We start from the raw sequence: 12,470 nt of genomic DNA on the forward strand, positions 1-12,470 counted from the left end.
TCAATTAGGGCTGTGGCGTATAACGTAAATAAGGCTTTACAACTCTTACACCTTTAGGAAATTTTTTAATTGCATCTTCAGTACTAATAGACGGCGATACAATCAAATCCTCTCCCGGAACCCAGTCAGCAGGCGTAGTGAGACCCTGGTCGGCAGTGAGTTGTAAAGAATCAATCACTCTTAATACCTCATTAAAATTTCTTCCTGTAGAAGCTGGATAAACAATCATAAGCTTGATTTTTTTATCAGGCCCGATTATAAATAAAGAGCGAACCGTAGCGGTAGCAGAGGCATTAGGATGCATCATACCATAAAGATTGGCCACCGTTTTATCTTCATCAGCGATTATAGGAAAATCCACGGTGACATTCTGGGTTTCATTAATATCATTTTTCCAGCTATTATGTTTGTCCAACGGATCAACACTTACTGCAAGCACTTTTACATTACGTTTTTCAAATTCTTTTTTTAGCGCAGCAGTTCTGCCTAATTCTGTTGTGCATACAGGTGTAAAATCGGCTGGATGGGAAAATAGAACTCCCCAACTGTTACCAAGAAACTCATAAAAATTAATTTTACCTTCAGTTGTTTCTGCGGTAAAATCGGGCGCTGTATCGCCTAATTGTAAACTCATAATTGTAAGATTTTATTTAAAAGATTTTGCGAAGGTATTAATATCCTACCAATTTAGTAGGGGATATTTTATAAATTTGCGTAACAAAAGAATAAACTTCTTATTATTTTAGCTTACATTAAAAAAATAATGCTTTCAAAAAAAACCAGGTATGCTTTCAGGGCGCTATCTTATCTCGGCGAAAATTACGGGAAGGGTCCTATTTTGATTTCCGATATTTCAAAGGCAAAAAAAATTCCACTAAAATTTCTTGAGAATATTTTAAATGAATTAAAAAAAGCAGATCTTCTTGAAAGTAAGAAAGGCAAGGGCGGCGGCTATTCTTTAAAAGTTTCACCAAAAAAAATAAATCTTGCAACAGTCATACGGGTTATTAACGGGCCTATTGCATTATTACCGTGTGTAAGTTTAAATTTTTATGAAAGATGTGAAGATTGTGATGAGACATACTGTGGGATTCGCAAGGTTATGACTATTACACGGGATGCAACTTTAAAAATTTTAGAAAAGAAAACCCTACACGATATTATTTTTGCCTCGATCTGATTTTCCTGAAGCCCTGTTTACACTATTACTGCCAAACCTGTTTTTTACATCATCAATAGCTTTATATAAAATATTTTTCCTTTCAATATTTTCAAACAGATTTGCCTGAACAGCATCGTTAGTTAAATCACTTAATCTCACACCTAACAACCTTACCGGTTGCCCTTTTTTGTATAATTTATGAAAGAGATTTTTGGCGATGGGAATTATTTCATCATCAGCATTTGTGTAAGCAATACTAGTTTGACGTGAAGTAGTTTCAAAATCCGGGTAGCGAAGTTTCACAGTAACACATCCTGCAACTTTTTCATCCTTTCTTAATTCAAATGCAATTTTTTCTGACATCCGGACAATTTCACTCATGAGTTTATTTACATCGGTGATATTTTCTTCGAACGTATTTTCAGTTGAAATTGATTTTGATTCATGATAAGGAGAAATGGTCGAATGATGAGTTCCCTGCACTCTGTTCCACAAATCAACTCCCCATTTTCCTAAGATTTTCTCCAACTTCTCAGGCGTAGAATTATGAATATCACGGATATATTTAAAACTATTATTTTGCAATACCTGGTTAGTTTGTTCTCCAACGCCTGGGATTTTGTTAAGTTCCAGCGCTGATAAGAATTCTTTTTCTTTCCCTAACGGTACTTGCAAAAATCCATTTGGCTTTGCCTCATTGGTTGCCATCTTTGCAATCATTTTATTTCTTGCAATTCCAAAAGAAATAGGGAGACCCGTTTCATTTGTTATCAATTCTCTAAGATCAATCGTCCATTGCAAAGGATTAAAAAACTTATCCATGCCCGTTAGATCGATATAAAATTCATCGATAGAAGCTTTTTCAAAAAGGGGCGCTTTAGATGCAATAATCTGTGTTACCCATTTTGAATACCTGCTATATTCACTATAAGTTCCCTTTACAACTATAGCCTGCGGACAAAGGCGCATTGCAGTTGCCATTGGCATTGCGGAATGAACACCAAATTTTCTCGCTTCATAACTGCATGTGGTAACAATGCCGCGTTCTTTACTTCCTCCTACTATAACAGCTTTCCCCTTTAATGAAGGATCTCTTATAAATTCCACCGAAACAAAAAACGAGTCGAGATCGAAATGGGCAATAAGATTGGAGGAAGAAACTTGCATAAGATAATAGCAAATTTACATTTTCATTTATCAGGCATCTCTATAAATATCCAGCAATCCCTCTGGCAAATTCAAATATAATTTCCTGTTTTTTTTATCAATTTTCTCTAGTGAATCTTCGTGTAAAGGAATGAGTGCCTCTTTTCCATTCAGCATTATTTTGCATAAAACCTGGTGAGGTTGTTCTATTACTTCAACTACTTCACCCAATTCACTATCTTCATTAACAACCATAAAACCAAGTAGGGAAATGGGTGCAGCACTTGCTGAAAATTTTTTAAAATCACTTTCAATTAACCAGACTTCTCTTTTAATTAATTTTCTTGCATCTTCCTTTGAACTAATCCCTTCCAACTTAATATAGATTTCTTTATCATTTTTAATCTTGGCCGCTGCAATAAAATAAGGAAGAAAGGAATCATTAGTTTCCTCAATGAATATATGTTCGAGCCCTTTCAAAGACGTTTTTTTTCCAAGGCTGTGTTCAAGAATTAATTGCCCCTCTAATCCGAAAGTGGCTGCCAGCCTGCCTATTTTGAAATAATTGTTCATAAATAATCGCAAAGGTATTTTAGAAAAAATAATAAACTAAAAATGAAGATGGGATATCTTCCAAAGAGGAAAAAGTTGATCTCTTTATAAAGCATTTTTAAAATAAAGACATAAAAAAAGTGAACACCTCAAGGGTTCACTTAAATAATCAATTATTACAAGAATTTTATACGCCCATGTATTCTTTAAGAAGATTACACCTGGATGCAGAACGAAGTTTGGTAAGCGCTTTATCTTTAATCTGCCTTACTCTTTCCCGTGTAAGGCAAAATCTCATGCCGATATCTTCAAGGCTTAAAGGTTGCTCCATCCCGATACCATAAAATAAACAAATCACTTCTTTTTGTCTTTCAGTTAATATACTTAGCGACCGTGCAATTTCTTTTTTAAGAGAATCGTTAAACATAATCTGCTTATCTGCACTATCTGCATTTCCATTAACCAAAACATCTATTAAAGTACTTTCTTCGCCATCACTTAATGGAGAATCCATGCTCACGTGCCTGGCAGCAACATTTAAAGTAGCTGCAACTTCTTCGGTTTCTATATCAAGAAAAAAAGCCAGTTCTTCCACTGTTGGAGTACGTTCGAATTCCTGCTCCAAATGTGTGTATGCCCTGCTGATTCTGTTAGTCAATCCCACCTTGTTTAGAGGAAGTCTCACAATCCTGGATTGCTCGGCTAATGCCTGCATAATACTTTGGCGTATCCACCATACACCATAAGAAATAAATTTAAAGCCTCTTGTTTCATCAAAACGCTGGGCAGCCTTTATGAGGCCAAGGTTACCTTCATTAATTAAATCGGGTAAGGTAAGCCCCTGGTTTTGATATTGCTTTGCAACTGATACCACAAAACGAAGATTGGCTTTTGTAAGTTTATCCAATGCTTGCTGATCACCCTGCTTTATCCTGAGAGCAAGCTTTACCTCTTCCTCAGGAGTAATAAGATCCACCTTACCAATCTCTTGAAGGTATTTTTCTAAACTTTCGCTCTCGCGATTGGTTATGGATTTTGAAATTTTAAGTTGACGCATACTCATAAGACTTATTTTAAAATTAAAATCAGTTTGGTGTGGTAGTTCAATAAATCTAGAGAGTAACGTAATTTAGATAGTTTTAAGTATGTGACCAAAAAAAATGTTAATTTTTGATAAATTATTAATTCTGGAATATTCAGTCTTATTCCACGCTTCAAAAAGAAATAATAAAAAAAAAGTATAAATTAGGTTAGTTAGTTAATTTATTTTCTATTATTGCACATATACTGTACAGTTTTAATTTAAAAAATGAGTAAGAAAGTAAGATACACGCTGGAATACCCAGTCAGATGCTCACCTGCTATATTATACGAATTTTTATCTACCTCAACCGGCTTGCAGGAATGGTTTGCTGATAAGGTTGAAGATAAAGACGGACGTTTTAGTTTTGCCTGGAATGGTTCCACCGAAGAAGCAGAAGTTGTAGAAAGCGAAGAAAATAAATCAATACGTTTTCATTGGTTATCTTCTCCCAAAGATGAGTACTTTGAGTTTAGTATTGATAAATCCGAAGTAACCAACCAAACGATTTTGGTAATTAATGATTTTGCAGATAAAAAAGAAATCAAAGACCAAAGCCAGCTTTGGGAAACGCAGGTTAAAGATCTTTTTCACCGGCTGGGAAACTAATTTTCAAAAATTCTATTATCTCTGTAAAGGATTTCTCCAGGAATTCAGGAGCAGTATCCCATTTATTAATCTCCAGTCGTTTAGCGATTTTAAAAAAATTTCTGTTTGAAATCTCTCTAAATTTATTTTGATCAAAGTCGGAAACTTTGACATAATTGGAAGGCTCAAAATTATGCTGCCATTCATCTTCACACACACAGATGTAAAAGTTATTTTCTTGCAGAAATAAAAAAAGTTTTGAGAGATCCTTTTGTAATTGAAATTTTTTGCCGGAAAGATGCAGTGAAATACTAAAAAAATTTCCCCACCAAAACATTGTTCGGATGGCAAATATGTTTTCTTTGGTGAATAAGGCGGGATAATCCATTATAACATAAGGCAGCTCTTTGTAATTTTCTCCCTTAGAAATTTTACCTCCGGAATTTTTATATCGATCAATAATTAAAGATGTTTCCTGCCCTGCAATTTGTTTATAAATCTTATGCATTTCTCCAAAAAGCTTGCACACTTTATTTATAATAGAGCGCTTCGTTAAAATCCACTCTTTGTTTTGTGCGAGTTCAATTTCAAGTTTTGAAAGATGTATTTTTGTTTGAGGGTTCATGAATGAAATTTACATTAAAAGGGAATAACATATTACCCCACTGGGTTAAACTGCATGTTTAAAAAACTCGACAAATTAATTCTTAAAGCTTTCATGTGGCCGTTTGTAGCTACATTCTTTATAACATTATTTGTATTTATGATGCAAATATTGTGGAAATACATTGACGACCTTGTAGGCAAAGGTCTTGATTTTATAACCCTCACTAAATTTCTCATTTATGCAAGTGCTACATTAGTTACGCTTGCTATGCCAATTGCTATTTTACTTTCCTCAATTATGACCTTTGGAAAATTGGGAGAAAATTTTGAATTGGTTGCTATTAAATCATCGGGTATATCGTTGTTGCGATTTATGAGGCCTTTATTTTTTGTATCTATTCTTCTCACCGGAGTTGCTTTTTTATTTGCCAATTATATTGCACCAGTTGCCAATTTAAAATTTGCCGTTATTTATAATGACATCTACAGAAAGAGCCCTGCTTTCGATTTAAAGGATGGTGTTTTTTATAATGGATTTCGCGGATTTTCCATTAAGGTTGGTAAAAAAGAAAAAGATAAAAGCACTTTGCATAATGTATTAATTTATGAACAATCAAACGGCATCCAGGATAATACTATTATTTCTGAAAGCGGTAAAATGACAGTAAGCGCCGATAAAAAATTCCTGGAATTTCATTTACAAAATGGACAGCGTTATTCAGAAAAAGGAGAATACAATTCTGCAAACAACGAATATGTGCAAATGGGTTTTAAAGAATATAATAAACTTTTCGACCTTACTCAATTGAATATTCAAAAAACTTCCGATAGTCTTTTCATGAATAATATGCGCATGAAAACACTACGCTTACTTGACAAAGATATTGATTCATTAAAAAAAATACCGGACTCGCTGATACGGCAAAACCGCAGCGATTTAAAAGCATACATTCAGTACACAAAATATAGAGATAGCACAAGGACCAAAAAGCAAACAGAAGTTGCAGATAAAATAATTATCAATAAAAAAGTAAAGTCTTTTGATGATCTCATACCAGATAGCTTGAAAACAATTGTGAGAGACCAGGCAATGGGTACGGTTTCAAGTATCCGCAGCCTGCTTGAAGTTACGGGAAGTGTTTACGACAACCAAGTTGATGATATAATTCAACATAAAATTGAATGGCATAAAAAATTATCGCTTTCTATTGCATGTATGGTACTATTTTTTATTGGCGCCCCTTTGGGCTCTATAATCAGGAAAGGCGGGCTGGGTTTACCTTTAGTTGTGGCCTTAATATTTTTTATGATATTTTACCTGCTTAATATTTTCGGCGAAAAATTTACCAAAGATCACCTGCTCGTTCCTACTATAGGGATGTGGCTGCCGGTAATTATACTTACACCTGTAGGATTTTTCTTAACTTATAAAGCCATGCACGACTCACAATTATTTAATAAAGAATTTTATTACAGGCTTATTAAAAATATAAAATCCCGTAAAAGAAAATTTTCTGAATTAAAAAAGTAAGAAAAAACAGCAGGAAATGTGCATCATAAAATTGACTCAGCCTTTGCAAAGAAGCACCACAAATTGAAATTGATGCAACTAAGCAAAGGCTGATGAATTGAAAAGCAATCTGGTGCAAATGTATATATTAAGAATTATGTTTTCCAAAAAAAAGTTTAACTATTTTAAGTCTGCCTGTTAATTTTCTATCGAACCTTTTTATTTGGAAATAACTTGCATTTAAATTGTAATCTTCAAAAGTTATATATTCGTTTATAGGCACAATAATATTTTAAATAAAACACATGGAAACCTGGAAAGATTATCAGAAAAAAAATAAAGAACGATTTTTAAGTGAGATGATTGAATTGTTACGTATACCATCAATAAGTGCGAAAAGCGAACATAAAAAAGATATGCTTACCTGTGCTGAAGCCGTTAAACAAAGCTTACTCGCTTCGGGAGCTGATAAAGCGGAAATAATGTCGACCGCAGGACACCCTGTTGTGTATGGAGAAAAAATAATTGATGCAAATAAACCAACTGTGCTTGTATATGGTCACTATGATGTACAGCCAGCAGAACCGCTCGAATTATGGCACAGCGGGCCGTTTGAGCCGGTTATAAAAGATGGAAAAGTGTATGCCCGCGGTTCTGCTGATGATAAGGGGCAATTTTTTATGCATGTAAAAGCATTGGAAACTATGGTAAAGACAAATACCATGACTACCAATATTAAATTCTTGATAGAAGGAGAAGAAGAAGTTGGTTCACCTAATCTGAGAAAATTTGTCGAAGAAAATAAAGACCTTTTAAAGGCCGACGTTATATTAATAAGCGACAGTTCTATGTTAAGTATGGAAAATCCATCGCTGGACATTGGCGTTCGCGGCTTATCTTATATAGAAGTTGAAGTAACAGGAGCAGACCGGGATTTACATAGCGGTACCTATGGTGGTGCGGTTGCAAATCCTATTACGGTACTTTCCAAAATGATAGCATCTTGCCACGACGATAATAACCACATTACCATACCAGGTTTTTATGATGATGTACTGGAAGCAAGCGTCGAAGAAAGAGCATTAATGAACAAAGCGCCTTATGATGAAGATGAATATAAAAAGGAAGTGGGGGTAAAAGAATTATGGGGCGAACAGGGATATACTACAAACGAAAGAACCGGTATCCGTCCTACACTTGAGATAAATGGCATATGGGGGGGCTATATGGGAGAAGGTGCAAAAACAGTGTTGCCTTCAAAAGCCACTGCAAAAATTTCTGCACGTCTAGTTCCAAATCAATCATCAGTAAAAATGACAAAACTTTTATTGGATTATTTTAAAAAAATTGCTCCGCCATCGGTAGCGGTAAAAGCATTTGAGCACCATGGTGGCGAGCCATACATGACTCCCATAGAAAGCAAGGGGTACAAGGCCGCTTCAAAAGCTGTTGAAAAAACATTTGGCAAAACACCCATTCCTGTTCGTGGTGGTGGCAGTATCCCCATCTGTTCAATACTTGAAAAAGAACTTGGAATAAAAATAATTTTTATGGGCTTCGGTCTCGATAGCGATAACCTTCATTCGCCAAATGAAAAATACGGAATTGAAAATTTTTATAAAGGCATTGAAACCATTCCATATTTTCATAAGTACTTCGCAGAAGAACAAATTAAATAATTAAATATTTTTATTTCGTTATCTCTTCTATCACTTTTCCTATGCTGCCATTTGGCATTTGAATTTTAAGAATAGCTGATAATGTTGGAGCAATATCAGTCATATTAACTTCGCGATTTGTTTTGCCGGGCTTAATATTATATCCAAACCATAATAAGGGGATATGAGCATCATAAGGGTTCCATGCGCCGTGGGTAGTTCCTTTTGTTCCGCCTCCCGTAAATGCAGGTTTTGTAAAGAAACCTATCTCCCCGCTGCGTTTCGGATTATATCCGTTTATAAGTCTTTCTTTTATTTGGGCTGGCATAGATTGAGTAGCTATATTTTCCGTCGAAAAAGCATTTTCAATATAAGGCTGTGTTTTAAGATAACTTATAATGTAATTCTCAACATCATTTTTATTTTTGCCGCTATTATTAATCTCATTATTATTCATATAAACCTGGTTATTTTCAATTGCAATAATTCCGTTGCTCAAACCATATTTTTCAGAAAGCATTTTATTTATAGTTGATATTAATAATGAAGTATTAAAAGTACCCGCAGGAACATTATGCTCTTCAAGAAAACCCGGAACATTTACTACACCATGATCCGCCGTTAAAAACAGCAAATAATTTCCTCTTCCTAATTGCGCATCCAGGTAGCTTAAAAAATCTGCTATGTCTCTGTCAAGTCTTAAATAAGTGTCTTCCGCTTCTATTGAATTAGGGCCAAAAGTATGTCCCATATAATCAGTTGAAGAAATACTTATCGCAAGCATGTCTGCAAAATTTCCCATGCCTAATTCTTCGTTCTTAACTGCTTGTTTTGCCATATCAAACGTATAACTGGAAGCAAAGGGTGTGTATTTAAAAACTTCATATTTACCTTTTGTTATTTGGGAAAGTTTATGCGGAAAAGTTGGAGTTGTTTCACCCGGTATGTTACCTTCAAAATCTTCATTATCCGCCGTGCTTAATGTATATTTTGAGATGGGAAGTAAAGTATTCCAGTCTTTTGACATATAAGCATCCGGTAATTTTTTTTCATTCTCCTTAATAACCCAGTCAGGTAATTCCTTTTCATAATAGCTACTGGTAATCCATTTACCTACCGACGCATCAAACCAGTAAGCAGCATTTGCAGTATGCCCTGCGGGAAGAATTGATGCACGGTCTTTTATTGCGATTCCAATAACCTTGCTCGAAAAATTATTGCTAAGTCGCAGCTCATCACCTAGGGTGGTCACCCACAGATTCCGTGGGCTCATTTTTCCTTCCAGGGAATTACTGCCCACTGTGCTTACTATGGAATCATCTGTACAATACATATTTTTACCGGCTGTTTTATCGTACCAGTCATTTGCCACAATACCATGTATTGCCGGAACACTTCCTGTATAAATGCACGTGTGGCCCGGCGCGGTATAAGTAGGGACATAAGGAATAAAAGTATTTTCGCAGCTAAAGCCATTATTAATTAAACGCTTAAAACCATTTTCTGAATAAAGATTATAATAACGGTATAAATAATCCCAACGCATTTGGTCAATAACGAGGCCCACTATAAGCTTAGGATGAGCTGGTACTTTATTTGCCTGGGCAAAGGAAAATGTTGCGGTAAAGAGAAATAAGAGAACGATAAAATTTTTCTTTATCATAGTTTTTCTTGTAAAGATTTTTTATAAAGATAGCCCAACAAATAACTTTTCATTATTATAAAATTGTTTACTTAGAAAACAAAAGTGAAAATTTAAGTAACTCGCCGAATTAAGATGGGTGGCAAATTTTCTAATTGTTATTGCCGTATTTTTGCCAACATTCATAACGATATAATAATATTTACATGGTAGATGTATTCGAAAAAATGATGAAAGATGGTGGCCCGATAGGAAGACATGTTGAAAGGGCACATGGGTATTTTGCATTCCCAAAACTTGAAGGAGAGCTTGGAAGCCGGATGTTGTTTAGGGGAAAAGAGAAAATTGTATGGAGTCTTAATAATTATTTAGGCTTAGTAAATCATCCCGAAACCCGGAAGATTGATACGGAGGCTGCAGCACATTGGGGCATGGGTAATCCTATGGGAGCCCGCATGATGAGCGGCAATACTGCCATGCATGAAGAACTGGAAAAAATCTTGGCAGCATTTGTAAGCCGGGAAGATGCAATGTTGTTGAATTTCGGATACCAGGGAATAATGAGTTGTATTGATGCCTTGGTGAACAGGCATGACGTGATAGTTTATGACGGTGAAGCTCATGCATGTTTAGTTGATGGTGTGCGCCTACACGTGGGGTTTAGTTATAAATATAAACATAATGACGTTGAAGATTGCGAGAAACAACTAAAACGTGCAGTTAGAATGGCGGAAAAAAATGGTGGCGGAATTCTGGTAATAACAGAAGGGGTTTTTGGCATGAGCGGAAACCAGGGAAAGATAAAAGAGATTGTTGCTTTAAAAGAAAAATATAATTTCAGGTTACTTATTGACGATGCGCACGGGTTTGGTTCTATGGGACCTAACGGTGCCGGCGCAGACGAAGAGCAAGGTTGCCAGAAAGGAGTTGATTTATACTTTAGCACTTTTGTAAAGAGCATGGGAAGCATCGGTGCTTTCATAAGCGGCCCAAAAAGTATAATGACCTATTTACGTTATAATGTGCGCTCCCAGATTTTTGCAAAAAGTTTACCCTTAATAGTTGTTGAAGGAATGTTGAAGAGGATGGAAATGCTGAAGACTATGCCCGAGCTTCGTGAAAAATTATGGCATAATGTGAACAAACTTCAAAACGGCCTTAGAGAAAAGGGCTTTGATATTGGAACAACGAACAGCCCGGTAACTCCTGTTTACATGAAAGGAGATTTACCTGAGGCAACTAATATGGTTGTGGATATGAGGGAAAACTATAATATTTTTTGTTCGGTAGTAGTTTTTCCGGTTATTCCAAAAGGCCAGATTATTTATCGTTTAATTCCCACCGCTGCTCATACAGATGAGGATACAGAGATTACGTTAAAAGCTTTCGAGGCAACTAAAAAGAAATTAGATGCAGGGGCTTATAAAGCCGAAGAAATTCCTGACATGGCGGATTTAGCAGGATATGGTCAAAAGGGAGATATGTAAAAACCGGGCAACTGGAAAGAAGCCCGGGATTATCAAAAAATCTTAACCATTAAATCTTAACACTGAGAATCTATTATTATAGTCTTGATATTTTTACAGAAGGTTGTATGCAAAGGTTATATTGAGAATTTATTAACAAAAAAAGGGGCCGGATAAAAATCCACCCCTGTTATAATCCAATATCCTATGAAAAACCGAGTTTGAAACTTTTACAAGTTTCTTAATATTTTTATATAGCTCTCGCCATTTTTATAATTGTAGTCGAAATATTTTCAAAAGACGTTGCATTAACTTTAATTTCTCTTTAAGAAATAAAAAAAAGGGGCCGGATGGAAATCCACCCCTGTTATAATCCAATATCCTATGAAAAACCGAGCTTGAAACTGCTAATGCAGCTTCTTTATATCTTGTATGGTTTTCACCACATTGATTTAAACGTTGTTTTAAATACTTCAAAACTTTCTGTTTTGTAAGCGCCCTCTCCAAAATATTTCAATATAGGTTCCATTTCTTTTGGCTCCAAAAATCCTTGTATTGAAATTGGATCGCTATGCTCATCAGTAAATATGACTGTAGTTGGAAACCCAGGCTGGCCTGATGTTACGTACATGGTGAAGTCATTTACCTTATAGTTTTCATTATAAGCATACGACTTATTTTTCCAATCGATAACATTTTTGGTTTCAGCGTCTACTTTTACAGGATAAAAATGTTCATTGATATAGGAAACTACTTTGGCGTTAGTATATGTTTTTTTATCCATCACTTTACACCAATAACACCAATTAGTATATAAATCTATTAAAGCGGGTTTAGGGTCAGATTTCATTTTTTCTTTTAATTGTTCCATATTTATCCACGTTAATTTATCATGGGTAGTTAGTGTAACTTTGAAAGAACATAAAATAAAAAGAAATCCTACTAAAATAAATTTCACATTTTTCGTCATCAAATGGTAAACGTACGTTCTGTGCATTTTATTGGATTTGTATTAAAAAAATATTATAAAATTTTAAATAATAAATTATAAAATTATTC

At 35.0% G+C, this 12,470-nt stretch carries 12 protein-coding genes; 5 read left to right on the forward strand and 7 right to left on the reverse strand.

Annotation, left to right across the window (positions count from 1 at the left end):
- Positions 1 to 4: 4 nt before the first annotated feature.
- Entirely contained in the window at positions 5 to 634 is a 630-nt protein-coding gene (locus FW778_RS09970) for a peroxiredoxin (protein ID WP_150414560.1), read from the reverse strand.
- A 129-nt stretch (positions 635 to 763) separates the two neighbouring features.
- Here FW778_RS09970 and FW778_RS09975 point away from each other — a divergent pair, with 129 nt between their 5' ends.
- A complete protein-coding gene (locus FW778_RS09975) occupies positions 764 to 1,180 on the forward strand; it encodes an RrF2 family transcriptional regulator (RefSeq protein ID WP_150414561.1) in 417 nt (138 codons plus the stop codon).
- On the opposite strand, the gene dinB is transcribed toward FW778_RS09975, so the two are convergent.
- The 3 genes from dinB to FW778_RS09990 form a co-directional block, all read right to left on the reverse strand.
- A complete protein-coding gene (dinB, locus tag FW778_RS09980; protein WP_150414562.1) occupies positions 1,151 to 2,329 on the reverse strand; it encodes a DNA polymerase IV in 1,179 nt (392 codons plus the stop codon). The two genes, FW778_RS09975 and dinB, sit on opposite strands and share 30 nt — an antisense overlap.
- 30 nt (positions 2,330 to 2,359) lie before the next feature.
- Positions 2,360 to 2,881, reverse strand: a complete 522-nt coding sequence (rimM, locus tag FW778_RS09985) for a ribosome maturation factor RimM (protein WP_150414563.1) — start codon at positions 2,879 to 2,881, stop codon at positions 2,360 to 2,362.
- A gap of 166 nt (positions 2,882 to 3,047) precedes the next feature.
- Positions 3,048 to 3,923, reverse strand: a complete 876-nt coding sequence (locus FW778_RS09990) for a sigma-70 family RNA polymerase sigma factor (protein WP_235906189.1) — start codon at positions 3,921 to 3,923, stop codon at positions 3,048 to 3,050.
- A gap of 246 nt (positions 3,924 to 4,169) precedes the next feature.
- Here FW778_RS09990 and FW778_RS09995 point away from each other — a divergent pair, with 246 nt between their 5' ends.
- Entirely contained in the window at positions 4,170 to 4,550 is a 381-nt protein-coding gene (locus FW778_RS09995; RefSeq protein ID WP_150414564.1) for an START-like domain-containing protein, read from the forward strand.
- On the opposite strand, the gene FW778_RS10000 is transcribed toward FW778_RS09995, so the two are convergent.
- Positions 4,519 to 5,154 carry a hypothetical protein gene (locus tag FW778_RS10000; protein ID WP_150414565.1) on the reverse strand — a complete coding sequence of 212 codons (636 nt, stop codon included), beginning with the start codon at positions 5,152 to 5,154 and terminating at the stop codon, positions 4,519 to 4,521. The two genes, FW778_RS09995 and FW778_RS10000, sit on opposite strands and share 32 nt — an antisense overlap.
- A 54-nt stretch (positions 5,155 to 5,208) precedes the next feature.
- Here FW778_RS10000 and FW778_RS10005 point away from each other — a divergent pair, with 54 nt between their 5' ends.
- The gene (locus tag FW778_RS10005; protein WP_150414566.1) at positions 5,209 to 6,666 is read left to right on the forward strand and encodes an LptF/LptG family permease; all 1,458 of its coding nucleotides are present in this window, start codon (positions 5,209 to 5,211) and stop codon (positions 6,664 to 6,666) included.
- Between the two features lie 284 nt (positions 6,667 to 6,950).
- A complete protein-coding gene (locus tag FW778_RS10010; RefSeq protein WP_150414567.1) occupies positions 6,951 to 8,324 on the forward strand; it encodes a dipeptidase in 1,374 nt (457 codons plus the stop codon).
- 10 nt (positions 8,325 to 8,334) lie between these two features.
- On the opposite strand, the gene pafA is transcribed toward FW778_RS10010, so the two are convergent.
- Positions 8,335 to 9,966 carry an alkaline phosphatase PafA gene (gene pafA / locus FW778_RS10015; RefSeq protein ID WP_150414568.1) on the reverse strand — a complete coding sequence of 544 codons (1,632 nt, stop codon included), beginning with the start codon at positions 9,964 to 9,966 and terminating at the stop codon, positions 8,335 to 8,337.
- 185 nt (positions 9,967 to 10,151) lie between these two features.
- Here pafA and FW778_RS10020 point away from each other — a divergent pair, with 185 nt between their 5' ends.
- Positions 10,152 to 11,432 (forward strand): aminotransferase class I/II-fold pyridoxal phosphate-dependent enzyme, encoded by a 1,281-nt coding sequence (locus FW778_RS10020; RefSeq protein WP_150414569.1) that lies wholly within the window; start codon positions 10,152 to 10,154, stop codon positions 11,430 to 11,432.
- A gap of 418 nt (positions 11,433 to 11,850) precedes the next feature.
- Here the strand turns inward: FW778_RS10020 and FW778_RS10025 are convergent, their stop codons facing one another.
- A complete protein-coding gene (locus FW778_RS10025; protein WP_150414570.1) occupies positions 11,851 to 12,408 on the reverse strand; it encodes a thioredoxin family protein in 558 nt (185 codons plus the stop codon).
- Positions 12,409 to 12,470: the final 62 nt, after the last annotated feature.

Source organism: Ginsengibacter hankyongi, assembly GCF_008710285.1.
Lineage (GTDB): Bacteria > Bacteroidota > Bacteroidia > Chitinophagales > Chitinophagaceae > Ginsengibacter > Ginsengibacter hankyongi.